This window comes from Mesorhizobium sp. B2-4-12, assembly GCF_006441575.1.
Taxonomy (GTDB): Bacteria; Pseudomonadota; Alphaproteobacteria; order Rhizobiales; family Rhizobiaceae; genus Mesorhizobium.
The window spans coordinates 1-24,756 of the sequence record NZ_VFVC01000020.1 but is presented as its reverse complement, the minus strand read 5'-3'; the positions used below and the strand labels follow the sequence as shown (position 1 = coordinate 24,756).

28 protein-coding genes and 1 pseudogene are annotated in these 24,756 nt (G+C 63.7%); 13 read left to right on the top strand and 16 right to left on the bottom strand.

Annotated features, from left to right (window positions below):
- Positions 1-116: 116 nt before the first annotated feature.
- On the bottom strand, positions 117-431 hold the full coding sequence (locus tag FJ934_RS14025; RefSeq protein ID WP_140610208.1) for an EthD family reductase: 315 nt from the start codon (positions 429-431) through the stop codon (positions 117-119).
- Positions 432-485: 54 nt separating this feature from the next.
- A complete protein-coding gene (locus tag FJ934_RS14020) occupies positions 486-791 on the bottom strand; it encodes an antibiotic biosynthesis monooxygenase family protein (protein ID WP_140610207.1) in 306 nt (101 codons plus the stop codon).
- A gap of 279 nt (positions 792-1,070) precedes the next feature.
- Here FJ934_RS14020 and FJ934_RS14015 point away from each other — a divergent pair, with 279 nt between their 5' ends.
- Positions 1,071-2,423: a chloride channel protein gene (locus tag FJ934_RS14015; protein ID WP_140610206.1), complete on the top strand. Its 1,353-nt coding sequence runs from the start codon at positions 1,071-1,073 to the stop codon at positions 2,421-2,423.
- Positions 2,424-2,501: 78 nt separating this feature from the next.
- Here FJ934_RS14015 and FJ934_RS14010 read toward each other — a convergent pair whose 3' ends face one another.
- Entirely contained in the window at positions 2,502-3,005 is a 504-nt protein-coding gene (locus FJ934_RS14010) for an invasion associated locus B family protein (RefSeq protein WP_140610205.1), read from the bottom strand.
- Positions 3,006-3,361: 356 nt separating this feature from the next.
- On the opposite strand from FJ934_RS14010, the gene FJ934_RS14005 reads away from it, so the two are divergent.
- A complete protein-coding gene (locus FJ934_RS14005; protein ID WP_181165613.1) occupies positions 3,362-3,976 on the top strand; it encodes an isoprenylcysteine carboxylmethyltransferase family protein in 615 nt (204 codons plus the stop codon).
- Positions 3,977-4,021: 45 nt separating this feature from the next.
- Here FJ934_RS14005 and FJ934_RS14000 read toward each other — a convergent pair whose 3' ends face one another.
- Both FJ934_RS14000 and FJ934_RS13995 read right to left on the bottom strand, forming a co-directional pair.
- The gene (locus tag FJ934_RS14000; protein ID WP_140610203.1) at positions 4,022-4,384 is read right to left on the bottom strand and encodes a YkvA family protein; all 363 of its coding nucleotides are present in this window, start codon (positions 4,382-4,384) and stop codon (positions 4,022-4,024) included.
- Between the two features lie 135 nt (positions 4,385-4,519).
- A complete protein-coding gene (locus FJ934_RS13995) occupies positions 4,520-4,816 on the bottom strand; it encodes a 4a-hydroxytetrahydrobiopterin dehydratase (protein WP_140610202.1) in 297 nt (98 codons plus the stop codon).
- Between the two features lie 212 nt (positions 4,817-5,028).
- Between FJ934_RS13995 and FJ934_RS13990 the strand changes: the two genes are divergently transcribed.
- On the top strand, positions 5,029-5,544 hold the full coding sequence (locus FJ934_RS13990) for a low molecular weight protein-tyrosine-phosphatase (protein ID WP_140610201.1): 516 nt from the start codon (positions 5,029-5,031) through the stop codon (positions 5,542-5,544).
- On the opposite strand, the gene thpR is transcribed toward FJ934_RS13990, so the two are convergent.
- Complete coding sequence (thpR, locus tag FJ934_RS13985; RefSeq protein ID WP_140610200.1) at positions 5,448-6,044, bottom strand: RNA 2',3'-cyclic phosphodiesterase; 597 nt, start codon at positions 6,042-6,044, stop codon at positions 5,448-5,450. The genes FJ934_RS13990 and thpR overlap by 97 nt on opposite strands.
- Before the next feature lie 128 nt (positions 6,045-6,172).
- Positions 6,173-6,817 (bottom strand): arylesterase, encoded by a 645-nt coding sequence (locus FJ934_RS13980; RefSeq protein WP_140610199.1) that lies wholly within the window; start codon positions 6,815-6,817, stop codon positions 6,173-6,175.
- Positions 6,818-6,905: 88 nt separating this feature from the next.
- Here FJ934_RS13980 and FJ934_RS13975 point away from each other — a divergent pair, with 88 nt between their 5' ends.
- The 4 genes from FJ934_RS13975 to FJ934_RS13960 all read left to right on the top strand — a co-directional run bounded on the left by FJ934_RS13975 (position 6,906) and on the right by FJ934_RS13960 (position 11,856).
- The gene (locus FJ934_RS13975) at positions 6,906-7,601 is read left to right on the top strand and encodes an ABC transporter ATP-binding protein (protein WP_140610198.1); all 696 of its coding nucleotides are present in this window, start codon (positions 6,906-6,908) and stop codon (positions 7,599-7,601) included.
- Entirely contained in the window at positions 7,601-10,150 is a 2,550-nt protein-coding gene (locus FJ934_RS13970; RefSeq protein WP_140610197.1) for an ABC transporter permease, read from the top strand. Before FJ934_RS13975 ends, FJ934_RS13970 begins: the two co-directional genes overlap by 1 nt.
- A gap of 244 nt (positions 10,151-10,394) precedes the next feature.
- On the top strand, positions 10,395-11,168 hold the full coding sequence (locus FJ934_RS13965) for a Bax inhibitor-1/YccA family protein (RefSeq protein ID WP_140610196.1): 774 nt from the start codon (positions 10,395-10,397) through the stop codon (positions 11,166-11,168).
- Positions 11,169-11,286: 118 nt separating this feature from the next.
- The gene (locus FJ934_RS13960) at positions 11,287-11,856 is read left to right on the top strand and encodes a GNAT family N-acetyltransferase (protein WP_140610195.1); all 570 of its coding nucleotides are present in this window, start codon (positions 11,287-11,289) and stop codon (positions 11,854-11,856) included.
- Between the two features lie 63 nt (positions 11,857-11,919).
- Here FJ934_RS13960 and FJ934_RS13955 read toward each other — a convergent pair whose 3' ends face one another.
- The 3 genes from FJ934_RS13955 to acnA form a co-directional block, all read right to left on the bottom strand.
- The gene (locus tag FJ934_RS13955; protein ID WP_140610194.1) at positions 11,920-12,306 is read right to left on the bottom strand and encodes a DUF2794 domain-containing protein; all 387 of its coding nucleotides are present in this window, start codon (positions 12,304-12,306) and stop codon (positions 11,920-11,922) included.
- A 543-nt stretch (positions 12,307-12,849) separates the two neighbouring features.
- Positions 12,850-13,635, bottom strand: coding sequence for a thioredoxin family protein (locus tag FJ934_RS13950; protein WP_140610193.1), 786 nt, complete (start codon positions 13,633-13,635; stop codon positions 12,850-12,852).
- A 366-nt stretch (positions 13,636-14,001) separates the two neighbouring features.
- Positions 14,002-16,692 carry an aconitate hydratase AcnA gene (gene acnA / locus FJ934_RS13945; protein WP_140610192.1) on the bottom strand — a complete coding sequence of 897 codons (2,691 nt, stop codon included), beginning with the start codon at positions 16,690-16,692 and terminating at the stop codon, positions 14,002-14,004.
- Between the two features lie 286 nt (positions 16,693-16,978).
- Here acnA and ccmA point away from each other — a divergent pair, with 286 nt between their 5' ends.
- The 4 genes from ccmA (at position 16,979) to FJ934_RS13925 (ending at position 19,258) form a co-directional block, all read left to right on the top strand.
- Positions 16,979-17,587, top strand: a complete 609-nt coding sequence (gene ccmA, locus FJ934_RS13940) for a heme ABC exporter ATP-binding protein CcmA (protein ID WP_140610278.1) — start codon at positions 16,979-16,981, stop codon at positions 17,585-17,587.
- An 80-nt stretch (positions 17,588-17,667) separates the two neighbouring features.
- Complete coding sequence (gene ccmB / locus FJ934_RS13935) at positions 17,668-18,333, top strand: heme exporter protein CcmB (protein WP_140610191.1); 666 nt, start codon at positions 17,668-17,670, stop codon at positions 18,331-18,333.
- Positions 18,334-18,509: 176 nt separating this feature from the next.
- On the top strand, positions 18,510-18,683 hold the full coding sequence (gene ccmD, locus FJ934_RS13930; RefSeq protein ID WP_140610190.1) for a heme exporter protein CcmD: 174 nt from the start codon (positions 18,510-18,512) through the stop codon (positions 18,681-18,683).
- Positions 18,680-19,258, top strand: coding sequence for a DsbE family thiol:disulfide interchange protein (locus tag FJ934_RS13925; RefSeq protein ID WP_140610189.1), 579 nt, complete (start codon positions 18,680-18,682; stop codon positions 19,256-19,258). Before ccmD ends, FJ934_RS13925 begins: the two co-directional genes overlap by 4 nt.
- Positions 19,259-19,481: 223 nt before the next feature.
- Here the strand turns inward: FJ934_RS13925 and FJ934_RS13920 are convergent, their stop codons facing one another.
- On the bottom strand, positions 19,482-19,649 hold the full coding sequence (locus FJ934_RS13920; protein ID WP_140610188.1) for a hypothetical protein: 168 nt from the start codon (positions 19,647-19,649) through the stop codon (positions 19,482-19,484).
- A gap of 286 nt (positions 19,650-19,935) precedes the next feature.
- Here FJ934_RS13920 and FJ934_RS13915 point away from each other — a divergent pair, with 286 nt between their 5' ends.
- Both FJ934_RS13915 and FJ934_RS13910 read left to right on the top strand, forming a co-directional pair.
- The gene (locus FJ934_RS13915; protein WP_140610187.1) at positions 19,936-20,856 is read left to right on the top strand and encodes an SMP-30/gluconolactonase/LRE family protein; all 921 of its coding nucleotides are present in this window, start codon (positions 19,936-19,938) and stop codon (positions 20,854-20,856) included.
- 162 nt (positions 20,857-21,018) lie between these two features.
- Positions 21,019-21,225: a 4-oxalocrotonate tautomerase family protein gene (locus FJ934_RS13910; RefSeq protein ID WP_140610186.1), complete on the top strand. Its 207-nt coding sequence runs from the start codon at positions 21,019-21,021 to the stop codon at positions 21,223-21,225.
- Between the two features lie 240 nt (positions 21,226-21,465).
- Here FJ934_RS13910 and FJ934_RS13900 read toward each other — a convergent pair whose 3' ends face one another.
- From FJ934_RS13900 to ftsY, 5 genes and pseudogenes are all read right to left on the bottom strand, one after another.
- Positions 21,466-21,786 carry an NAD(P)H-dependent oxidoreductase gene (locus FJ934_RS13900; RefSeq protein WP_281407070.1) on the bottom strand — a complete coding sequence of 107 codons (321 nt, stop codon included), beginning with the start codon at positions 21,784-21,786 and terminating at the stop codon, positions 21,466-21,468.
- 40 nt (positions 21,787-21,826) lie between these two features.
- A pseudogene (locus FJ934_RS28665) lies at positions 21,827-21,937 on the bottom strand (NAD(P)H-dependent oxidoreductase); the annotation flags it as partial.
- Positions 21,938-22,038: 101 nt separating this feature from the next.
- Positions 22,039-22,659 (bottom strand): pyridoxamine 5'-phosphate oxidase family protein, encoded by a 621-nt coding sequence (locus FJ934_RS13895; RefSeq protein WP_140610185.1) that lies wholly within the window; start codon positions 22,657-22,659, stop codon positions 22,039-22,041.
- 11 nt (positions 22,660-22,670) lie between these two features.
- Positions 22,671-23,345 carry a septation protein A gene (locus FJ934_RS13890; RefSeq protein WP_140610184.1) on the bottom strand — a complete coding sequence of 225 codons (675 nt, stop codon included), beginning with the start codon at positions 23,343-23,345 and terminating at the stop codon, positions 22,671-22,673.
- A 62-nt stretch (positions 23,346-23,407) separates the two neighbouring features.
- Positions 23,408-24,756: signal recognition particle-docking protein FtsY (gene ftsY, locus FJ934_RS13885; RefSeq protein WP_140610183.1), on the bottom strand; the 1,349-nt coding region annotated here is incomplete at its 5' end.

Genomic DNA, 24,756 nt, shown 5'->3' with positions numbered 1-24,756 from the left:
TTCGACAAGGGCCGCCGGTTGGGAGAGGAATGGCGAGTGGCTGCTTTCCAATGTGGGTAGTTGTCTTGCCGCCGATGGCGCCGTCAACCGTCGCGATGTAGCGGACAGAAGACGGGTCAAACTTCCCTGGTGTCGAAAACGAACATTTGAACGCCTGATTCATCAGGCGCATAAAGCCGCCGATCCGCCCCAGCCGCTTGCCCCTCCGGGCTTGCGAAGCCTTTTTTCATCGCGTCAAGATCGTCAAAATACACCGTCGCGATCAGGTGAACATCGGGCGGTCCGGCTATCACCATGACAGGTCCGCTGCTGATCTCATATTTCCTGAGGCCCGGGATTTTCTTGGCCAGAGGTATGTGCGTCTCGAAATAATGCCTTTCGAACGCATCGACGTGAGCCGGCTTCCTGTAGACGACGACCATCTTGGCCATTGCGGTTCTCCTTTCGCCGATTTCGTGATGGTTGCTTGCTCGCACGTCCGGCCGTCACCGGGTCTCGCTCAACACCGTCGATCCCACGATCGAGTCCAGGCTCGCCAGCTCGATGATCTTCGGAAAATAGACTTTCATGCGCGGGTCGCCGCGCATCGCCTCTATGGCCGCGGGTGACTCCCATTCGGAGTAGATGACGACGCCGGCACCGTCCGCCGCCGCGACCAGCTTGGTCGCCTTCCAGCCCGGGAGTGTGCGGATCACCGTGTCGGTGTTCTGTTTCAGGAGCGCGATTAGCGCATCCTGCTTGCCGGGTTTGACCTTCAGCAGATTGACCAGAATAACGGATTTGTCGGACATGGCGTGTCTCCTTCTGTTTCGGACGAAGCAAGGACGATCCGCAGGATGGAAACGGATCGCGACACAAAAGATTTTTAAAAGATCGTCCCGAAGCGGGCGCTTGCCTGGTCTTGCGACGCCGGCTGCGGCGACCTGACGCAGCGCTCATGCGGTCCGTTACCGACGACTCTTCGCGAGGCCCTTCCTTACGGGGAAAGAAGGAAGAATCGCTCCCTATGCAGGATTGGCCCCGCAGGTCGCGGCTGTGTTAGGTCGGAACCACCCTTCCAGAGGACAGACATGGCCGGCACATCGCGAAAATATCCCATGCTGCGGCGGTCGCGGGCGATGTTGGGCTCGCGGCGCGTGTGGCAGCCGCGCCTGGTGTTCTGGGCCGGCGCGGTGTCGATCGGCGTCATCAGCGTGCTGTTCGCGGTGCTGGCCGACAAGGCGCAGGAACTTTTCCATGTCATGATCGGCGCCGATGGTGGCTGGCGCTTCTACCTGCCGCTCGTGATCACGCCGCTGGGCTTCGTGCTGAGCGCGTGGCTTGCCTACGCTTTCTTCCCCGGATCGCAAGGCAGCGGCATTCCGCAAGCGATCGCCGCGCGCCATTTGCGCGACGAGGAGGATCGAGAGCATCTCCTGTCGCTTCGGCTGGCAGCGGGAAAGATCGCACTCACCATCGTCGGCCTGTTCTGTGGTGCCTCGATCGGCCGCGAGGGCCCGACCGTGCAGGTCGGGGCGTCGCTGATGCTGCAGGCGGCGCGCTGGGGCGGCATGGCGCAGGCGCGCGGCCTGATCCTGGCCGGCTCGGCCGCCGGCATCGCCGCCGCCTTCAACACGCCGCTGGCCGGCATCGTCTTCGCCATTGAGGAAATGGGCCGGACTTATGAATCGCGCACCAACGGGCTGGTGCTGACGGCGGTCATCCTGGCCGGCATCGCCTCGCTCGGCCTGCTTGGCAACTACACCTATTTCGGTGTGTCAAAGGACACGATCTCGTTCGCCGCCGATTGGCCGCTGGTGATCGCCTGCGGCGTCATTGGCGGCGGTTTTGGCGCGCTGTTTTCCTTGCTGGCCCTGAAGACGACGCGGCGGATCCGGCGCTGGCACACGCAGCAGCCCTTGCGGCGCGCGCTGCTGGTGGCCGCCGCATGCGGACTTGCCGTGGCGGCAATCGGCATTGCGTCGGGCGGGCTCACCTTCGGCACCGGCTACGCACAGGCGCGCGGCGCCGTCGAGGGCACGCCGCTGCCATGGTTCTTTTTTGCCGAAAAGTTCCTGGCCGGGCTGCTGTCGATGGTTTCGGGCATTCCCGGCGGCATCTTCGCGCCTTCGCTGGCGGTCGGCGCCGGCATTGGCAGTTCGCTCGGCCTGTTGTTCGGCGCCAGCACGGGCGCGGCGGCGCTGCTCGGCATGGCAGGCTATTTCGCCGGCGTCGTGCAGGCGCCGATGACGGCCTTCGTCATCATCCTGGAGATGACCGGCAATCACGACAATGTCATCGCGCTGATGCTGGCCTCGATGCTGGGCTACGGCATGGCGCGCATGATCTCGCACGAGCCGCTCTACCACGCGCTGTCGCGGGTGTTCATCGCCGAGGCGATCCGGCGGCGGCGGGCGGAAGCCGCGCCGGTTTCCGGGGGCTGAGAGACATATGCAAAGCAAAAGGCCGAGCTTGCGGCCCGGCCTTCGGTTTCAAACGCGGCTTTTGCTTACTTGCACTTGTTACTTGCACTTGGCGATCGACGACAGCGCAGCCGAAATGCCCTTCAGTGAGAAGACATAGGAGGTGGGGTTGCCGCGGCCGGACTTCGCCGTCACCTTCATGTCGGTGCCGGTCTTCATGGCGGCGATCAGCACCGGTTCCTCGGCGGCGTTTTCGACCCAGGCCGACTTGCCGCGCGTGAACATCGAGAAGGACTTCTTGTCGATGGTGACGGTAGCCTTGGAGCCTTCCTGGAAATTGTAGCCGGCAATGAACTGCGGTTCGTAGGACACCTGCTGGCCGGGCCGCTGACTGACGAAGAAGAACATGTCGCCGTGGTCGAGCGTCGGCGGCTGCTTGTCGGTCGGCACGGTGAGCACGTAGCAGACCTTGCCCCCCGATGCCTGGTAGCTGTAGGTGCCCCAGGCATTGTGCTGGCCGATCTTGGTCGCCTGCTGCGCCAGCGCCGGCGCTGCAAAGGCCACCAGGACCAGGCTCGAAACTATAGCTGTCAATCCGCGCATCGTCTTTCCCGTATTCCAAATGGTGCGGAGGCGGGCCGCCTTGCGTCCTGCCGTCGCTTCATTTTGATTTAATCTGGGTTACCAAACGGTGAACTTCCTTTGAGAAAAGGACCCACACCCCCAGGAAACCGCCGCCATTTCCGCACCGCCGCCTTGTCAGCTGCCGGCACGGCGTCCCTTTGGCGACTTGGAGGCCACGAAAGCGGCAAGAGTTTGACTTTTCAAGCCAGGTCCGGCAGCCACCCTGACTTCCGGGACACGTGACGAATTTCCCTCCAGCCGCTAAGATGCCCGCTTTCGTTTCTGAGGCGCTCGGCCTGGGCGCCCTCATTGGTAGCGTATGGGAGATTTCAGTCATGGCCATATCCGGGACAGTCCTGATCCTGGTGGGTGGCACTGTTGTCCTGTTGGTCGTGTTCGGCATTCGTGTTGCCATTCGGGCGGTGGCCGGTGGCGCCGCGGCGGCGCCGCGATCGGGTGATCGGGAGGCTGCAGGCGGATCGGGCGCGCCCGACGTGGCGGGGGTCATCACGCTGCCACCTTTGATCTTTCTCGGCTTCCTGGCGGCGGCAGCGGTCCTCGAGGCGGTCATTCCTCTCCCGGTCCTGGCCGCGCCGTCGCCCACCCGCTATCTGGGCGGGGCCGTGCTCGCGGCGTGCGGCTTCGTCATCATCTTCATGGCGGCGGGGCGCTTTCGCGCCGCTGGCACCAATATTCCGCCGACACTGCCGACAACGGCGCTGGTCATCGACGGCATCTACCGGCGGACCAGGAACCCATTTTATCTGGGAGCGACCCTCGTCTATTTGGGCCTGGGCGTCGCGGCGGGAAGTTTTTGGGTCATCGGGCTGATCGTCCCGTTGCTGTGGGTGATCAATACCGGCGTCATCGCGCGGGAAGAGCGCTATCTAGAGCGGAAATTCGGCGATGCGTATCGTGCCTACAAGGCGCGGGTGCGGCGGTGGGTTTGACCGGCCGCGGGGCAGAGCCTCGTCCACGCCTTACATTGCACCGGCTCAGCTCCTATCGGCGATGGCATCCTTGGCGGCCTGGCGATGCGCCGGCGTGATATGGGCGCTGACGGCGGTGATCGCGGCGGTCAGCACGGCGATGTCGTCGGTGAAGCCGAGCCCGACGATGAAGTCCGGGATCAGGTCCACTGGCAGGACGAAATAGCCAAGCGCCGCCACCAATATGCCCTTGGCACGCAGCGGCGTGTTCTTGTCCATGGCGCAGTAATAGGCCGCGACGACGTCCTCCATGAACGGGATCTGCCGTGCGGCTTTCTTGGCCGTGCGCCAGAACTTCTCGCGCACTTCGCCTTCGCCGCCAAGCTTGTCGCCAAAGCCGAAGAAATCAAAACCGGATTCTTGCGCCATCAACATCTCCTTGCTGGCCGATGCGCTTCCTGGCGCATGTCCGCGCGGGAAGATGTGGTGAAAGCCCAACCCCCCTGCAAGATGCCGGCGCCAATTTGGCTGTCTCGCCGGATCGCGGACAGGAAGCGAAGCTGTTCAGCCGCCGGCGAAGCGGTTCATCTTCTTTGCCAGCTCGATGTCCAGCGCGGTTACACCGCCGGCATCATGGGTATTCAAGGTCACGTCGACCGTCTTGTAGACATTCGACCAGTCCGGATGATGATCCATCTTCTCGGCCGCCAGCGCGACGCGGGTCATGAAGGCGAAGGCTTCGGAGAAATTGCCGAAGACGAAGCTGCGCTTGATAGAAGCGCCGTCCGGGGCCAGCGTCCAGCCGGCGAGCCCGGCCAAGGCTTCGGTGATGGCATCGTTGGACAGTTTTTCTCTCGTCATGTTCGGTTCCCATGCTATTTGCAAAAACGACCCTCACCATACTGCATGTCGCCCAAAAGTGCGTTGCGGTTTTGGGAAAACGACATGCACAAAGCAGGCATGTCGCCCAAAAGTGCGTTGCGGTTTTGGGAAAACGACATGCACAAGCAGGCATGTCGCCCAAAGTGGGTTGCGGTTTTAGGAAACGACCTGGATAGAACAGCCTGGGATCGATGAGCGCAAAGCCCATAAAATCCATTCTCTTCGTGTGCCTTGGCAATATCTGCCGCTCACCGTTGGCCGAGGGCGTCTTTCAGGCCGTATGGACGGAGCGCGGACTGGCGCGGGACATGCTGCTCGATTCGGCGGCGACCAGCAGCTGGGAGGTCGGCTCGGCGGATCCGCGCGCGATGGCGATCGCGGCGCATCACGGCATCGACATTTCCGGGCAGCTGGCGCGCAAGATCACGTCGCGGGATTTTCACTGCTTCGACCTGATCCTCGGCATGGACCATTCGAATGTCGCCGGCATCAGGGCACTGGCGCCCGCCGCCATGCGCGACCGGGTGCATCTGTTCCTCGAGTTTGCACAAGGCAAGGCGCGCGACGTGCCGGATCCCTACTATGACGGGCAGGAGGCTTTCGCCGAGGTCTACCGCATGATCCGCGAGGCGTCGGAGGCGCTGGCGACGCGGCTGGCGGCGCGGGAATCACCGCCCGACAAGGGCCATGCCTCCTCGACGATATAGGGGCCGCCGCCGACCGAATCGCGTGACGACATCAGGACGAAGCGGCTGATGCGGAACGGCAGCGTCGAGAAATTGCCGCGCGCCGAGAGATATTGGGCGACATCCAGCGGGCTTGAATTGCGCAAGCGCGCCAAAGTCACATGCGGCATGAACTTGCGCGGATCGGCGGGAATGCCGAGCCGCTGGCAGATGCGCTCGATCTCGCCCTGGAGGGCGTTGAGATCGGGCGAGGGGACGGCGCCGGCCCACACGGCATGCGGCTTCTTCTGGCCGAAGGCGCCGACGCCGGACAAGGTCAGCGAGAAGGAGGGGCGATGGACCCGGTCGAGCGCATTGGCGATCTCGTCGGCGACATGGCCCTGGACATCGCCAATGAAGCGCAGCGTCAAATGGTAGTTTTCGACATCGATCCAGCGGGCCCCGGGCAAGCCGCCCCGGAGCAGGGACAGCGAAAGGGCAGCATCACGCGGAATTTCGAGGGCGGTGAAAAGACGCGGCATGAAGAGCCTCCCTTCCTCGAATCGAACTGTCACCCATAGCGAATCATCGATAGTCAAACGGAGCAAGAGGTATATTGGTCACAGGCTTTGCTAAAAGTTTCCCTAAGGGAAGGCAGTTTTCTCGGTTTTCATGCACCTCCCGGCGCCGCCGTGATGGCCTTCTCGACCGTCGGCAGGATGCGCTCGACCATCAGGTCGACCCCCTTTGCGTTCGGATGCAGGCCGTCCTCGAGCTGCAAAGCGGGCTGGCCGGCGACACCGTCGAGGAAGAACGGGTAGAGCGGGACATCGTATTTCTTCGCCAGGTCCGGAAAGACGGCGTCGAAGGCGCTTTGGTAATCCGCGCCGAGATTGGGCGCGGCGCGCATGCCGGCGAGCAGCACGGCAATCTTGCGCTGTTTCAGCTTGCCCAGCATCTCGTCCAGGTTCTTCCTGGTGATGTCGGGCGAGATGCCGCGCAGCATGTCGTTGGCGCCGAGTTCGAGGACGACCAGTTGCGTGCCGTCCGGCACCGACCAGTCGAGCCGCGCCAGCCCGCCGCTCGACGTATCGCCGGAGACACCGGCATTGGCAACGGAGACGTCATGGCCCTTGGCGCGTAGCGCTGTCTGCAGCTTGTCGGTAAATCCATCGCCGGGTCCGAGGCCGAAACCCGCCATCAGGCTGTCACCGAAGCCGACGATCTTGAATGGCTCGGCCCGCGCCGACGAAATGGCGCCGCAAATGGCAAGGAAAAGGATCAGGCCTGCGGCAAATCGGCGTTTGAAAGACATGCGTCAGGCCCCATATGACCAAGAGACTCTTTCGGGCGACGGCTTCCGGTAAGCAAAGCCCTCATCCTCCATATAGGACGCTTTCATTTTGACAGAAGCGGTCATCGCGCTGAAAGACGTATCGCTGACGCTCGGCGAAGGCGCTTCGTCGGTCCATGTACTGAAAGGCGTCAGCCTCGAGATGGCGCATGGCGAGGCGACCGGCATCGTTGGCCCTTCGGGCTCCGGCAAGTCGACTCTCCTGATGGTGATGGCGGGTCTGGAAAGGGTCGATTCGGGCACGATACGAATCGCTGGCGAGCTCCTCAACGGCAGGAGCGAGGATCAGGTCGCTTCGTTTCGTGGTCGAAACATTGGCATCGTGTTCCAGTCCTTCCATCTTATCCCTAATATGACGGCGTTGGAAAACGTCGCCGTGCCACTGGAGCTGGCTGGCCATGCCGATCCGTTTTCGGTGGCGGAACGGGAACTGGCGGCGGTGGGCCTGAGCGACCGCGTCACCCATTACCCCGGCGAATTGTCGGGCGGCGAACAGCAGCGCGTGGCGATCGCCCGGGCGCTGGCGCCTTCCCCACGCATCCTCATCGCCGACGAGCCGACCGGCAATCTCGACCAGGCGACGGGGCGGCAGGTCGCCGACCTTCTATTCGCCAAGGCGGCCGAACGTGGCATGACGCTGGTGTTGGTCACCCATGATCCGGCGCTGGCGGCGCGCTGCTCGCGCCAGGTTTCGATGCGCTCCGGGCGGATCGAGGCGTCGGCGCCGTTGAAGGTCACCGCCTGATGCCATTGGCGCGGACATTGAAGCTTGCCGTCCGCTTCTCGCTGCGCGAGATGCGCGGCGGCCTGTCCGGCTTCCTGATCTTCCTCGCCTGCATCGCACTCGGCGTCGCGGCGATCGGCGGCGTCAATTCGGTGGCCCGCTCCATCACCGCCGGTGTCGCCAACCAGGGGCAGACGCTGCTTGGCGGCGACCTCCGCTTCCAGATCAACCAGCGCGACGCCAGCCAGGCGGAGCGCGGCTTCCTCGACGGGCTGGGTGTCGTCTCGCGCACCGCGAGCACGCGCTCGATGGCGCGTCTGGCCGATGGCTCCGACCAGGCGCTGGTCGAGGCCAAGGCGGTCGACGATGCCTATCCGCTCTATGGCGCGCTGGAAACCGAACCGAAGCTGACGAAGCATGAACTTTTCGGCGAAGAATTCGGCGTCTTTGGCGCGGCCGCACCCGATCTGCTGTTCGAACGGCTGCATCTCAAGCCTGGTGACCGGCTGAAGCTTGGCACCGCCACCTTCGAACTGCGCGCCAGGCTGGTGACCGAGCCGGACGCCGTGTCCGACGGTTTCGGCTTCGCGCCAAGGCTGATGATCTCGACCGAGGCCCTGGCGGCCACCGGGTTGGTCCAGCCGGGCAGCCTGGTCGAAAATGCCTACAAGATCCGGTTGCCCGCCGATGCCGACGAGGCGCGGCTCAAGGCCATCCAGGACCAAGCCGCCAAGGATTTCCCCGAGGCCGGCTGGTCGATCCGCACGCGCGGCAACGCGGCGCCCGCGCTGTCGTCCAACATCGAGCGCTTCTCGCAATTCCTGACGCTGGTCGGGCTGACGGCGCTTGTTGTCGGCGGTGTCGGCGTCGCCAATGCGGTGCGCGCCTATCTCGACGGCAAGCGCGGCGTCATCGCGACTTTCAAGAGCCTGGGCGCTTCCGGCGGCTTCGTCTTTGCCGTCTATCTCGTGCAGATCCTGATTATCGCGGCACTCGGCATCGCCGCCGGCCTGGTGCTCGGGGCGCTGATGCCGTTCGTGGCAAGCGCCGCGTTGCAGTCCGTCATTCCGGTGCCGGCGCAAGGCGGCTTCTACCCCGGCGCGCTCGCCATGGCGGCGCTGTTCGGGCTGCTGGTGACGCTGGCCTTCGCGCTTTTGCCGCTCGGGCGCGCCCGCGACGTGCCGGCAACCGCGCTGTTCCGGGAGATGGGCCTGGAGGGCCGCGGCTTTCCGCGCCCCATTTATGTCGCGTCGGCCATCGGCATCGCGCTGCTGCTGGCGGCGCTCGCCATCCTGTTCTCCGGCGACCGGCGCATCGCCTCGATCTTCGTCGGCGCCACCATCTTCGCCTTCCTGGTGCTGCGCCTGGTCGGCGGGCTGGTGCAATGGGCGGCAAGGAAAAGCCCGCGGGTGCGCTTCGTGGCGCTCCGGCTCGCCGTGGGCAACATCCACAGGCCAGGTGCGCTGACGCCGTCGGTGGTGCTGTCATTGGGGCTTGGGCTGACGCTGCTGGTGACGCTGGCGCTGATCGACGGCAATCTGCGGCAGCAGATCTCCGGCAGCCTGCCGGAGCGGGCGCCGAACTTCTTCTTCGTCGATATCCAGGGCAGCGATGTCGACGCGTTCTCCGCGCTGATCGGCAAGGAGGCGCCACGGGGGACGCTGGTCAAGGTGCCGATGCTGCGCGGGCGGATGATGGCGCTCAACGGTGTCGATGTCGACAAGGTCAAGGTCCCGGCTGAAGGCGCGTGGGTGCTGAAAGGTGATCGCGGCCTGACCTACGACGCCAGGCAGCCGGAAAACGCGACGCTGACCGAGGGCAATTGGTGGCCGGACGATTATGCCGGCGAGCCGCTGGTCTCGTTTTCGGCGCGGGAGGGCAAGGAGATCGGGCTGAAGCTCGGCGGCACTATCACCGTTAATGTGCTCGGCCGCAATGTCACGGCCAGGATCGCCAATTTCCGCCAGATCGAATGGGAGACGATGGGCATCAATTTCGTCATGGTGTTCTCGCCCAACACCTTCGCCGGCGCGCCGCATGGCTGGATGGCGACGCTGACCGAAAAGAGCGCCACCACGGCCGACGATGCCCGCATCCTCAATGCCGTCACCCGTGCCTTCCCGGCGGTGACCACGGTGCGCGTCAAGGACGCTCTCGAAGTCGTCAACCGGCTGGTCGGCCAGCTCGGCACGGCGATCCGGGCGGCGGCCGGCGTGGCGCTGATCGCCTCGGTGCTGGTGCTGGCCGGCGCGCTCGCCGCCGGCAACCGGGCGCGCATCCACGATGCGGTGGTGCTGAAGACGCTGGGCGCCACCAGGAGAACGCTGATCACGGCATTCTCCCTGGAGTACATGCTAGTCGGATTGGCCACGGCGGTATTCGCGCTGGCGGCCGGCGGCATCGCGGCCTGGTACATCGTCGCCCGCATCATGACATTGCCATCGCATTTCATGCCCGAGGTGGCGGTGGCGACCATCCTGTTTTCGCTCTTCATCACCGTCGGCATCGGCCTCGCCGGCACCTGGCGTGTGCTCGGCCACAAGGCGGCACCCGTGCTGCGCAATCTCTGATTCGCCGGTCGGAGCGCCCTGTCTCGGGTTAAATCTTGGTAAGAATGCCGCCTGAAGGCACTGATGGAGCTGGATTTCGTCCTCTCACGAACCGTTACACGCCGTTACGGTCTTGTTCTCGACGCGAATAACCATCATATTTCGCCACAGGCATGCTGGAGCCCCGCCAGCGGCGCCTGGGTTGGGCGGATGTATATCCGGCAGGGCCCGACACCGGACGGGGCAGAAGCAATAGAGGACTACAATGGCTGATCCCATTCGCAATTATCAGACGCGCGCCGTGCCCGGCGCCGCCGTCGATATCGACCAGGGCCTGCGCGCCTACATGATCAAGGTCTACAATTTGATGGGGCTTGGTCTCCTCATCACCGGCCTTGCCGCCGTCGGCACGATCATGCTGGCGACCACGACCGATCCGGCCTCGGCTGTCGCCACGCTGCCGAGCGGCGAGATGCTGACCTCGTTCGGCTACGCGATCTTCGGTTCGCCGCTGCGCTGGGTGGTGATACTGGCGCCGCTTGCCGCCGTGTTCTTCCTGTCGTTCCGCGTCCAGTCGATGAGCGTTTCGGCGGCGCAGACCACATTCTGGGTCTATGCCGGCCTGGTCGGCCTGTCGCTGTCTTCGATCTTCCTGGTCTACACCGCGGCAAGCATCTCGCAGACCTTCTTCGCCACCGCCGCGGCCTTCGGCGCGCTGTCGCTGTACGGTTACACGACCAAGCGCGACCTGACGGCGATGGGCTCGTTCCTGATCATGGGCGTGTTCGGCATCATCATCGCGTCGGTGATCAATATCTTCCTGCAGTCGTCGGCGCTGTCCTTCGCCGTTTCGGCGATCGGCGTGCTGGTCTTCGCCGGCCTCACCGCCTATGACACGCAGAACATCAAGGAGATGTATTTCGAAGGTGACGCTTCCGATGTCGCCGGCCGCAAGGCGATCATGGGCGCGTTGAGACTCTACCTCGACTTCATCAACCTGTTCATGTTCCTGCTGCAGTTCATGGGCGACCGCCGCTAAGGCTTCGTCCGCGGTCTCACTGGACCATCGACTTGCGGAAGGGCGGCCCAACGGCCGCCCTTTCCTTTTGTGCCGGTCTTTGCTGTTATTGAAGGCAGATGAAAGGCTTGCATAAAAAATGAGCATTATCGTGATTCGGCCGGCGACCGCAGCCGACCTCGACGCCGTCACCGAAATCTATGCCGACGCAGTAACCAACGGCACGGCGAGTTACGAGTTGGAGCCGCCCGGCCGCGCCGAGATGGGTGCGCGATTCGAAACGCTCGCGGCCGGCGGCTTCCCCTATCTGGTGGCGGAAAAAGCTGGCCTCGTGCTCGCCTATGCCTATGCCGGTCCCTTCCGGCCGCGCCCGGCCTATCGCTTCATCGTCGAGGATTCGGTCTATATCGCGCCCGATGCCAAGGGCCAGGGCGTCGGCCTCAAGCTGATGCAAAGCCTGATCGCGGCGGTCGAGGCAGCGGGCTTCCGCCAGATCGTCGCGGTGATCGGCGACGGCCATGCCGACAGCGCCTCGGTCAAGCTGCACGAAAAGCTCGGCTTCCGCCATTCAGGCCGCCTCGACGGTTCCGGCTACAAGCACGGGCGTTGGCTGGACACGGTGTTCATGCAATTGCCACTGAATGGTGGAGCGTCACTGCCGCCTGATCCGGCTTCCCTGCCGGAGCGTCGATTTCAGCAGCAGAAATAAGGGATTGAGTTCTTTACGCAATTCCGGACGCAAAAACCGCTGCGCACTTTTCCTGGAATTGCTCTAGGCCTGCACCAGCTTCAGCTTGCCATCGAAGACGCCGAGCACGCGGCCAAGCTCCTGGCCGCGTTTGAGGATGCGCCCGCCCGCCGCGATGACGGCGAAGGCACCCTGCTTGCGCGCCAGTTTCGGATTCTTGACGATCTGGAAGAGCGGCACTTCGCTGGCGCGGCGGAAGACGGAAAACACGGCTCTGTCGGTCAAATGATCGATGGCGTAGTCGCGCCATTCATTGGCGGCGACCATGCGCCCGTAGAGCCTGAGGATCTGGTCCAGTTCCCGCCGGTCGAAGCGCACCGGCTGGTCGAGGCGGTCACGTCGCGCCTCGTGCAGCGGGATCAATATTGCGGATGCGTCACCATCCCCCGTCCCGCCGCTATCATCAGTCATGCCTCGATCCTTCAAAATGAATCTTTGCCAACCAAAGTTGGCCCCTTCGCGTTACAATTGCAAGAGCCGACGAGGAGAGGCGGGGGTGCGCCTTTTTGGACACGTCCAGTCACTTTTGTAATGCGTCCTGTTGGAATTGGTGATGCCTCGCCACATTTCTGCCTTTTTTTATCCGCGCTCATGCCCCAATGTCCGACGAATTTACCGGCGTTGCCTGAGACGGTTCGGTCCGGCACCGACTCGTAAACCCCAAGCCCCCCGCCCACGGGTCTGCGTCGGATCGAACCAACCTCGGTTTTTCTCTTGGAGAAATCGGGTGCGACGATCCCAAATACCTGAATGACCGGCGTCAGAAGCAAGCTGACGTCGGTTTTTTATGCCTGCGGTTTGGCGTGCCAGCCGGTCTCCCGGACAGCTCAGACATCCTGTTGCAGTCAGCAAAGCAATTCCAGGAAATGTGAAACGGTCTTCCGTCCAGAATTGCGTTTGAAGAAGCGATAGGTTCAACGTTTTCGTGAACCGATGAACCGCTCGCTACGGCCGTCAGGGCTTGTGAATGAAGGCGGCACCCAGGATAGGCCCCGGCATGCCGTCCTTGCCGACGGACTGCAGCAGCACGGCGCAACCGCCCTTCTTGGAAACCTCGCTCAGCGGCAATTCATAGCGTTGCGCCTTGCCGTGCCACATGCCCGCCGTCTGGATGTCGGTGACCGCGTTCCAATAGGTCATCTTGCGGCCGGTGTTCTCGCCCTGGGCGATCTTGATCGTCTGCGGAGGCTCGAAATAGACGATGACGACATGAGCATCGCTGGGGCCGGCGCCGGCGTCGCCGGCGTCGATGATCACACGGTCGCTGGTCCGACTGACCTTGACAGGGACCCGAATGCCTTCGCCACCCCTGGCCATGCGGGCGAGCGCGCCATTGACCTCGCTGCGGTTAGCGCCGTTGACGTGGATGCGGCCGTTGATGACCGCCTGTGGCGTGTAGACGGACCGGCTGCCGAAGGCGCGCATGTAGTCATTCTGCCGCTCGGTGTTTTCCTTTTGGCTCAGCGTGTCCTTCCAGCCGAGATAATCCCAATAGTCGACGTGATAGGCGAGCGCGACAATGTCTTCCTTGTTGGCAAGTTCGGCGAAGAATGCGTCGGCTGGCGGACAGGAACTGCAGCCTTGGCTGGTGAACAGTTCGACCACGCCGAGCGGCTTGTCGGGCTGGGATTTTTCGGCCTGGACCCTCTCGGACTCGCCCGCGTGGCCCGAACCGGCAAACGCCGAGAAGGCCAGCGCAAGGGCTGCCAGCCACAGTGATCTTCGCCAGGCCATGACCATTCCAATTCCCGCCGGTGATGCCGGCTTTGTTCTGATTTGCGGAAATATGTGGCAGAAGCGCAAGTCAACGGGAAGTCACGTTGCGGTGAAATTTTTTGCATCGCAGCCGCAGATAAGGCGGCGATAGGAGCGGCACTGCATTTCACGACGCGGTTCGATTTGGGGGTGGCATCACCACCATGTGGCAAACTCTCCTGATCCCCGACGACCTCTATTGCGGGCGAACTGGTCAGTAACTTGGGCCGAGCCGCTAATGCTTTGAGCGGCCTGGCTTTTATTGCCGGGCAGTAGGGCAGTAGGGCAGTAGGGCAGTAGGGCAGTAGGGCAGTAGGTGTTGCTTCCCTACTGCCCTATTCCCTTGCTGCCTCAGGCGGCGAGATCGCGCAGCACGTATTGCAGGATGCCGCCGTTCTTGAAGTAGTCGAGCTCATCCAGCGTATCGATGCGGCAGACGATCGGCACGTTCTTCACCGTGCCATCGCCATAGGTGACCTTGGCGTTCATCGTCTGGCGCGGCTTGATCGCGTTCAGGCCGTCGATCTCGACGAGCTCGTCGCCCTTCAGGTTGAGCGACGCCCAGGAGGTGCCGTCCTCGAAGACGAAGGGAATGACGCCCATGCCGACCAGGTTCGAGCGATGGATGCGCTCGAAGGACTGGGCGATGACCGCCCGGACGCCAAGGAGATTCGTTCCCTTGGCCGCCCAGTCACGCGACGAGCCGTTGCCGTATTCGACGCCGGCGAAGATGACCAGCGGCACGCCTTCCTTCTTGTACTCCATCGCCGCGTCATAGATCGATTCCTCTTCCTTCGACGGGTAGTGGATGGTGTAGCCGCCCTCGCGGCCATTCTCGCCCAGCATGTGGTTGCGGATGCGGATGTTGGCGAAGGTGCCGCGCATCATCACCTCATGGTTGCCGCGCCGCGTGCCATACTGGTTGAAGTCGGCAACGCCGACGCCATGGTCGGTGAGGTACTTGCCGGCCGGCGACGCCGCCTTGATCGAACCTGCCGGCGAGATGTGGTCGGTGGTGATCTTGTCGCCGAACAGGCCGAGGATGCGAGCCCCCTTGATGTCGCCGATCTTGCCGAAGCCTGATGTCATGCCGGCGAAATAGGGCGGGTTCTGCACATAGGTCGAATTGTCGTCCCAGGCATAGGTCTGGCCTTCCGGCGCCTTGACGTTCTGCCAGTATTCGTCGCCCTTGAAGACGTCGGCATATTTGCGGGCGAACAGCTCGCGGGTGACGTTCTTTTCGATGAACTCCTGGATCTCGGCCGAGCTCGGCCAGATGTCCTTGAGGTAGACCGGATTGCCGTTGCTGTCCTCGCCAAGCGGCTCTGACGTCAGGTCCTTGGTGACGGTTCCAGCCAAGGCGTGGGCAACGACCAGCGGCGGCGAGGCGAGGTAGTTGGCCTGCACGTCGGGCGAGACGCGGCCTTCGAAGTTGCGGTTGCCGGACAAGACCGCGGCAGCAATCAAACCTTTATCGTTGATGGTCCTGGAGATCGGCGCCGGCAGCGGGCCGGAATTGCCGATGCAGGTGGTGCAGCCGAAGCCGACCAGGTTGAAGCCGATCTGGTCGAGTTCCTTCTGCAGGCCGGATTTCTCCAGATATTCGGCGACCACCTGGCTGCCGGGCGCCAGCGAGGTCTTCACCCACGGCTTCTGCTTGAGGCCAAGGCGGTTGGCGTTGCGGGCGAGCAGCCCAGCGCCGATCAGCACGCTCGGGTTCGAGGTGTTGGTGCACGACGTGATGGCGGCGATGACGACGTCGCCATGGCCGAGATCATGATCGGTGCCTTCGACGGCGTAGCGCTTGGAAATTTCCGCCGCCTTCCTGTATTCGGTGTCCATCGCCTTGGCGAAGCCGGCCGGAATGCCTTCGAGCGCGACACGGCCTTCGGGGCGCTTGGGGCCGGCCATCGACGGCACGACATCGCCGAGATCAAGTTCGAGCAGGTCGGTGAAGACGGGGTCGGCGGAGCCTGCCTCGCGCCACATGCCTTGCGCCTTGGAATAGGCCTCGACCAGCGCGATGCGGCTTTCCTCGCGGCCGGACATTGTGAGGTAGCGGATTGTCTCGCTGTCGACCGGGAAGAAACCGCAGGTGGCGCCGTATTCGGGCGCCATGTTGCCGATGGTGGCGCGGTCGGCCAGCGTCATGTTGGAGAGTCCGGGGCCGAAGAACTCGACGAACTTGCCGACGACGCCCTTCTTGCGCAGCATCTGGGTGACGGTGAGCACGAGGTCGGTGGCGGTGACGCCCTCCTTGAGCTTGCCGGTGAGGCGAAAGCCGATGACTTCCGGCAAAAGCATGGAAACGGGCTGGCCGAGCATGGCCGCCTCGGCCTCGATGCCGCCGACACCCCAGCCGAGCACGCCAAGGCCGTTGATCATGGTGGTGTGCGAATCGGTGCCGACGCAGGTGTCGGGATAGGCTGTCGTTTCGCCATCCTCGGTGTTGGTCCATACCACCTGGCCGAGATATTCGAGGTTGACCTGGTGGCAGATGCCGGTGCCGGGCGGCACGACGCGGAAATTGCGGAATGCCTGCTGGCCCCATTTGAGGAACTTGTAGCGTTCCTCGTTGCGCTCATATTCGAGCTCGACATTGCGGGCGAAGGCCATCGGCGTGCCGAACTCGTCGACGATGACGGAATGGTCGATGACGAGGTCGACCGGCACCAGCGGGTTGATCTTCTGCGGGTCGCCGCCGAGCGAGGCCATGGCGTCGCGCATGGCGGCAAGGTCGACCACGGCCGGAACGCCGGTAAAATCCTGCATCAGCACGCGGGCCGGGCGATAGGCGATCTCGACGCCGGCGGTGCCCTTGTCAGTCAGCCAGCCGGCGACCGCCTGGATGCTGTCCTTGGTGACGGAGCGGCCATCCTCGTTGCGCAAGAGGTTCTCCAGCAGCACCTTCATCGAATAAGGCAGCTGGGCGATGCCCGTGAGACCGTTCTTCTCGGCCTCGACGAGATCGAAGTAGGCATACTCCACCCCACCCGCGGTCAGCGTGCGGCGGCAATTGAAACTATCGAGGGATTTTGACACGTGCGATCCGTCCTTGTCTGTTCAGCCTGAAAGGGAACGGACGCCGATGGCATGCAATCACGCGCAAAGGTGCGGGTACGGCCATTTCCGCTGTCCGTTCCCAAGCAACCCGAGCCGTTCAAGGCGGCGCGTGCGCTGGTTTCGGCGCAAATTCTGTTCCCGCGCCGACCGCTGGCACGGATGCACCGCATATAGAGAATTTTCTGGAATAGTTCTAGACAGTTGCGGAGCAAATTTGTGCGATGCGGCAGCGCTCGCGAAACATTGTTTTCAGGGCAGGCGAGGGATGCGGCTTATCGCCGAAAATCTGGGCGGCGAACGCGGCGGCGAATCGGTTTTCTCCGGCATTGGCTTTACGCTCGACCAGGGCCAGGCGCTGGTCGTCACCGGACCGAACGGCGCCGGCAAATCAACCCTGCTCCGGATCATCGCCGGGCTGCTGCCGAAGGCCGAGGGCGATCTGCTGCTCGAGGGCGGCGGCGAGGCGTTCCCGTCGATCGCTTCGGCCTGCCATTATCTCGGCCATCAGAACGCGATGAAGACGGCGCTCAGCGTGGCCGAGAATCTGCGCTTCTGGCGGGAGTTCAATGGCAGTGGAGATACCGGCGTTGAAGAGGCGCTGGAAACGGTCGGGCTGGGTGGCATCGGCCATCTGCCGTTCGGCTATCTCTCGACGGGGCAGCGGCGCCGCGCGGCGATCGCGAAGCTGCTGGTCAGCCATCGACCGTTGTGGCTGCTCGATGAGCCGACGGCGGGGCTGGACAAGGCTTCGGAGGAGCGGTTCGCGGGGCTGATGCGCAAACATCTGGGAGACGGACGGATTGTCGTGGCGGCAACGCATCTGCCGCTGGGGATCGAGGGGGCAAAGGCGCTGCGGATGGGGGAGGCCGGCTGATGTCTGCCCTCTACGGCGCCCCCCTCTGTCCAGAGGGGGGGGCGAAGGAACTCCCACCTAAACAAAAGGCCGCAGTGTAAATGTGGTCCCTCTTCCTGCGCGACATTCGCCTTTCGATCCGCGCCGGCGGCGGGGCGCTGACCGGCGTCATCTTCTTCCTTGCCGTCATCGCCACCATTCCCTTTGGTGTCGGCCCGGACCTGAAGCTGCTTTCCCGCATCGGCCCGGCGATCCTTTGGATCGGGGCGCTGCTGTCCTGCCTGCTCGGGCTCGACCGGCTGTTCCAGGCCGACCGCGAGGACGGTTCGCTCGACCTGCTGGTGCTCGGCAACGACCGGCACATGCTGGCGCTCACCGTGCTGGTGAAGTGCCTGGCGCATTGGGCGGGAAGCGTGCTGCCGCTGGTCGTCGCAGCCCCCCTGCTCGGCCTGTTCATGAACATGGAGCCGCTGGCAATCGGCGCCACGGCGCTCACCCTGCTGGTAGGCACGCCGGCGATCACCTTCATCGGCGCCGCGGGGGCGGCCGTGGCAGTGGCGCTGCCACGTGGGGGGCTGCTGATCTCGGTGCTGGTGCTGCCGCTGACCATCCCGGTGCTGATCTTCGGCGTTTCGGCGAGCTACGGCGCGACGGCCAGTCCCGACCCGTTCCTGCAACCCTTTCTCATTCTTGCCGCGCTGACGCTGTTTCTTGCCGTGCTGGGGCCGGTCTCGGCGGCGTTGGCCTTGCGCCATGGTACGGATTGAGTGACCTCGGCCAGGGTTTTGCGCGACATCAAGGCGGCGGGGCGGCGACCATGCAGGTTTGGGACTGCGGCGCGGCAGCCGATTGCGAAGCCACGGGCAGGCCGTTAAGGGAAAAGCATGATCGAGCGAGGTGAAACGATCCGGTCGGAAAGAAGGACGTCGATGGAGCGGCCGGCATGAGCGCGCATGCACTCTATGTCACCGCGGCCTATGCGATCACCGCCGTGGTGCTGGCCGGATTGATCGGCTGGATCCTGCTCGACCAGCGGGCGCGCAAGCGCGAACTCGCCGAACTCGAAGCCGCCGGCGTGCGACGCCGTTCCGACAAGGCCGGGACACCGAAGCCATGAGCAGTGAAAGCGAAACACCGCCCCCCCGTCGGGGCCTGTTCGTATTTTTGCCGCTGCTGGTCTTCCTCGGCCTGGCGGGACTGTTCCTGTGGCAGCTGCTGTCGGGACGCGATATTTCGGAAGTGCCCTCGGCGCTGATCGGGCTGCCGGCGCCGCAAACCAGCCTGCCGGCGCTGGCAGGGTCGAACCTGCCGGGGCTCGATTCGAAGGCCTTCGCCGGCAAGGTCACGCTGGTGAACGTGTTTGCCTCCTGGTGCGCGCCGTGCCGGGAAGAGCATCCGGTGCTGCTGGCGCTGGCGCAGGACAAGCGCTTCACCATGGCGGCGCTGAATTACAAGGACCGGCCGGAAAACGCCCGCCGCTTCCTCGGCGACCTCGGCAATCCATTCCAGGCGATCGGCGTCGACGAGGCGGGCCGCACGGCGATCGACTGGGGGGTCTATGGCGTGCCGGAAACCTTTGTCATCGGCAAGGACGGCAAGATTGCCTACAAGCATGTCGGTCCGCTGACGGCGGAGTCGGCGAGGGATCTCCTGCTGCCGCAGATCGAAAAGGCACTGGCGGCGCCGGGTTGAGGCGGCCCTTCGGTCGTCATTCTAGGGCGAAGCAAGAAGCGAAGCGACGCGGCGCAGACCCTAGAATCCATTCCGTGACATTCGTTAGAAGTGCGGCGGTCCGAAACGCGTACGAGCCCTGCACCGCGGTAACTCTCGAAAATCACGGCATGGATCCTTGGGTCTTCGCTCCGCTTCGCGTCGCTACGCCCAAGGATGACGAACGTGATTGGCCGACCGAATACTAGCCGTAGATCTGCTTGTGGATCTGGTACAGCATCTCGCTGCGGTCGGCGCGCATGTCGGCCAGGTCGCGGCTGGAGAAGCTGTCGATTTCGGCGACGAGGCGGTTGTACTGCTTGCGCTTGGCGATGCTGGTGCGAGCGCGGGTCATGAGATCGTTGAAGATCATGTCAAGGTTCCTTCTATGCCGCGTTTGTCGCGGCTGGTTCTTCCTCCCTTGATCGATACGCAGCATGACATAGGAATGGTGCGCTGCAAAAAGAAGATCTTGCAATGCACCATTGCGCGGAGCGCATAGCCGGTTAATGGCGTTCTAAAGCGTCCTTCCGCACATCGGACCGCCGGCGCGAAAGGCTGGCCCAATCCGTTTTGTCTTACAAATGCGAAATCCACGGCTTGCCATATCGATCGCGGGCTGGCTTGATCCGACGTCACGTGATGCCGGGAGGAAATGCATGGCGGCCTCAGACTATTATGAAGTTCTCGATCCGCGCTTCGCGCGCCTGTTCAATGGCAGCGCGCAGGTGGAGAAGCTGTTCACCGGATGCCGCTGGGCGGAAGGGCCGGCCTGGTTCGCCGCCGGCCGCTACGTCGTCTGGTCGGACATCCCGAACAACCGCATGCTGCGCTACGACGAGACGGATGGCAGCGTCAGCGTCTTCCGCCAGCCCTCCGGCAATTCCAACGGCAACACCGTCGACCGGCAAGGCCGGCTGGTCACCTGCGAGCATTCGGGCCGCCGTGTCAGCCGCACCGAGCATGACGGCTCGGTCACCACGATTGCCGCCAAATGGAAGGGCAAGCGGCTGAACTCGCCCAACGACGTGGTGGTGAAATCCGACGGCTCGATCTGGTTCACCGACCCGAGCTATGGCATCGACACCGACTATGAGGGCGACAAGGCCGAGAGCGAGATCGGCGCCTGCCATGTCTACCGTGTCGATCCCGAGACTGGCGAGGTCGAGGCCGTCATCACCGACATGGTCAGGCCGAATGGCCTCGCCTTCTCGCTAGACGAAAGCCTGCTCTATGTCGTCGATACCGGCCGCACGCATGGCGCTGAGAACCCGGCGCATATGCGCGTGTTCAACGTCGGCAAGCACGGCAAGAAGGTTTCGGGCGGCAAGGTCTTCGCCGACTGCACCGCCGGCCTGTTCGACGGCTTCCGGCTCGACGCGGACGGGCGCATCTGGACGAGCGCGGCCGACGGCATCCATTGCTACGATCCGGACGGGACACTGATCGGTAAGGTCAAGGTGCCCGAAGTGACCGCCAATTGCGTGTTCGGCGGCGCCAAGCTGAATTGTCTCTACATCGCCGGCACCACCTCGCTCTATTCGGTGCGGCTGATGGTCAATGGGGCCAAGACCTATTGAGGCTACTGGAAACTTTTCTCTGGCGGCCTCTGCTGGCGTTTCTGCGCCTATCTGATGCGCTCGCCGCGCCACGGGTACTGCAACCCCCGCGCTGCGGTTTGCCGGAGCGAGCTTCGAAACACTTGCCGGGCGGCGACCGGCAGAATCCAAGGGGAGGACGTCATGCCATTCGTCAACATCCGCATCGTCAAGGAAGTGATCGCCGCCGATCCGGCCGGCAAGAAGGCTGAGATCGCCAGGAAGGTCACGGCCGCCATCATGGACGCCACCGGCCTCGGCAATGACGATGTCTGGGTGGTTTTTGAGGAGGTCAATGCCCGCGACTGGTATGTCGGCAAGACCGATGTCGAAACGCTGCGCAAGGGCTAACCCGACTAAGGCTGCTACGCGGACATTGTGAGGGGCCGGCGGGACAGCGCCCCCCTCTGTCCTGCCGGACATCTCCCCCACATGGGGGGAGATCTGATGCCGCTACCGCTTTCGCCAATAATCAACGTTACGAGAGGAAGCCGGCGGCGGAACTGCCAATCTCCCCCCAAGTGGGGGAGATGCCCGGTAGGGCAGAGGCGGGCGCGAAGGATCGCAAACGAAGGATAGTGGCCAACACGCTCAACGCGTCCCGATAAACTCCGCAAAAGCCGCAACCGCATCGTGCATGACCAGCCGGTTCGCCGGTTCCGTGAGAATATTCTCCACCTCCGGCGACTTCTTCCCCAGCAAGGCAATCTCAAGCCCGCCATCGTAAAGCGCGAACGACATGGTGCGCATGATCTCGGCCAATGCGGCGCGCGCATAGAGCGAGCGCGGCGAGGCGTGCACCAGCATCGCCGGCTTGTCGATGGCGGCCTCGCCCGACACCAGCCAGTCGAGCGCGTTCTTCAGCCCGCCCGGAACGCCATGGGCATATTCCCGGGCACGAGATGATGACACCGTCCGCGCGGGTGATCATCTCGATCAAGCGTGCCGCTTCGGAAGGCGTGCGCTCGCCTTCGTCGTCGGGATTGAAGATCGGCAGCCGGCCGAGGCCGTCATAAAGCTGGACGCGGCAGTCCGCAGGCGCGTTGGCGGCCAAGGCCGCCACCAGGGCCGAATTGGTCGAGGCGGCGCGCAGGCTGCCGGAGATGGCGATGATGTTGAGCACGGTGAAGAAGGCCGGTTCGGACGAATCGTGTCCGTCCGAGCCTACCACATGGTCCGCCGGTAATCGTCGTCCAGCCAGCGGTCAGTCGCCTCGGCGGAGTCGGCGAGCGCCAGCTGGTCACGCAGGATCTGGCCGAGCGTCGGCAGCATGGCGCGGTCGTACCAGCTCTCCGGCTTCCACAGATCGGAGCGCATGAAAGCCTTGGCGCAATGCATGTAGGTGGCCTTGACTGACACCACGATGACGCTTTGCGGTTCCTTTCCGTTAACGGCAAGGCGCTCGCGCAAGGTGGCATCCACGGTGATGCGGGCATCGCCATTGACGCGCAGCGTCTCGTTCATGCCGGGGATGAGGAAGAGCAGGCCGACCGAAGGATTGCGCAGGATGTTTTCCAGCGTGTCCAGCCGGTTGTTGCCGGGCCGGTCGGGGATGGCGATGGTGCGGTCGTCGAGAATGGCGGCGAAACCGGGCTTGTCGCCCTTCGGCGTCACGTCGGAATTGCCTTCGCCGTCGGAGGAGCCGATCAGCACGAAGGGGCTCTTGCCGATGAAGGAGCGGCAGTGGCCGTCGAGGGTCTTCAATTCCTTGCGGATGGAACCGTCGGTGGGGCGCGGCGTCTTGTAGATCGTCCGCAGCTCTTCGCGCGTGGTGACGAATTCCATGCCTTTACTCCCTATTTGCCGGCCTTCTCCTCGCCGCCTGCCTTGTCGTCCAGCGAATGGCGCAGGATCAGCGGCATCTGGCTGAAGGTGAACAGGAGCGTGATCGGCATGATCCCCCAGACCTTGAAGGTAACCCAGGCGTCGGTGGAAAAGTTGCGCCAGACAACTTCATTGACGATGGCCAGGAACAGGAAGAACAGGCCCCAGCGGAAGGTCAGTTTCCGCCAGCCTTCGGCATCGAGCCGGAACGCCGAATCGAAGACATAGCCGAGCAGCGACTTGCCGAAGAACAGGCCGCCGAGCAGCACGCCGCCGAACAGCGTGTTGACGATGGTCGGCTTCATCTTGATGAAGATGTCGTCCTGCAGGTAGAGCGTCAGCGCGCCGAAGATGAGGACGACGACGCCCGACACCATCGGCATGATTGGCAAGGTGCGGGTGAGCAGCCACGAGACGGCAAGGGCGATGACGGTTGCCGCCATGAACAAGCCGGTGGCGACAAAGATCGGCCCGCCGAATTCGGCCAGCACCGGAAATTTCTGCGTCAGCCATTCGCCACGCGCATTGGCGAAGAAGAAGACCATCAGCGGCCCGAGCTCAAGCACCAGCTTGAGCACGGGATTGACGCCTTCCTTCTTCTCTTTCTGCGGATCGGAGGGATCGCGCTCGAGGATAGGTGGGTTCATGGAATCTCTTTCTTATGCATGGTCTGGCCCAAAAAGCCTGCAACTTTTTGGGGCATGCTTGTTTAGGCCACTCCGGCGATCGCCCTGGCGAATTCGCTTGCCGAGAAAGGCTCGAGGTCCTCGACCTGTTCGCCGACGCCGATGAAATAGACCGGCAATTTGTGCTTTGCCGCGATCGCCACCAGAATACCGCCGCGCGCCGTGCCGTCCAGCTTGGTCATCACCAGGCCGTTGACGCCGGCGACATTGCGGAAGATCTCGACCTGGTTGAGCGCGTTCTGGCCGGTGGTGGCATCGACCGTCTGCAGCACCGTGTGTGGCGCCTCGGGGTCGAGCTTGCCCAGCACGCGCACGATCTTTTCCAACTCGGCCATCAGTTCGGTTTTGTTCTGTAGGCGGCCGGCGGTGTCGATGATCAGCACGTCTGAACCCGCCTCCTTGGCCTTCTCGAAGGCGTCATAGGCGAGGCCGGCGGCGTCGGCGCCAAGTTTCGAGGCGATCACCGGCGATTTCGTCCGCTCGCCCCAGATCTTCAGCTGCTCGATGGCCGCGGCGCGGAACGTGTCGCCGGCGGCCAGCATCACCGACAGGCCGCCATCGGTCAGTTTCGCCGCCAGCTTGCCGATGGTGGTGGTCTTGCCGGTGCCGTTGACGCCGACCACCAGGACGACATGCGGCTTGTGCGAGAGATCGAGCTCCAGCGGCATGGCGACAGGTGTCAGCACCTTTTCGACCTCGGCCGCCATGATGGCGCGGACTTCGGTGTCGGAGACATCCTTGCCGTAACGGCTGGAAGCCAGCGCATCGGTGACGCGCAGCGCCGTTTCCATGCCGAGGTCGGCGCGGATCAGCACATCCTCCAAATCCTGCAGCGTGTCCTCGTCCAGCTTGCGCCGGGTGAAGACGCCAGCGATGTTGCCGGTGAGTTCACGCGACGAGCGGGCAAGCCCGTCCCGCATGCGCTGGAACCAGGACCGCCGCGGCGCCGCCTCGGGCGCTTTCGCCGGCTCGGCCTTCTGCTCGACCTTTTTGGAGACGGTTACCTTTCCCTGGGCGGGTTTCGGTTCCGGCAGGGGTTGTGGGACAGACTGAGGTTCCGGCGCGATCTCGGCAATGACCGGCTGTACTTCGACCGGGGATGGTTGCCGAAGGGGGGGCACGATTTCCGCTGGTGGCGCCGGAATCGTCGGCGAAGCTTCGGCGGTCGGTGCGGAATTTTCCGCAGGTTGGCGCTGCGCCTCACCCTTACCCTCTCCACGTGAAGTACGGGGAGAGGGGGGCGTCAGCGTCGAGGCTTCTTCTTCGGTATCAGCAAAAGGGGTTCCGGCGTCGCGATCAGCGCCCTTCCCCCCGTCCCTATACGGGGAGAAGGTGCCGGCAGGCGGATGAGGGGCGGCGCTGACTTCCGGGG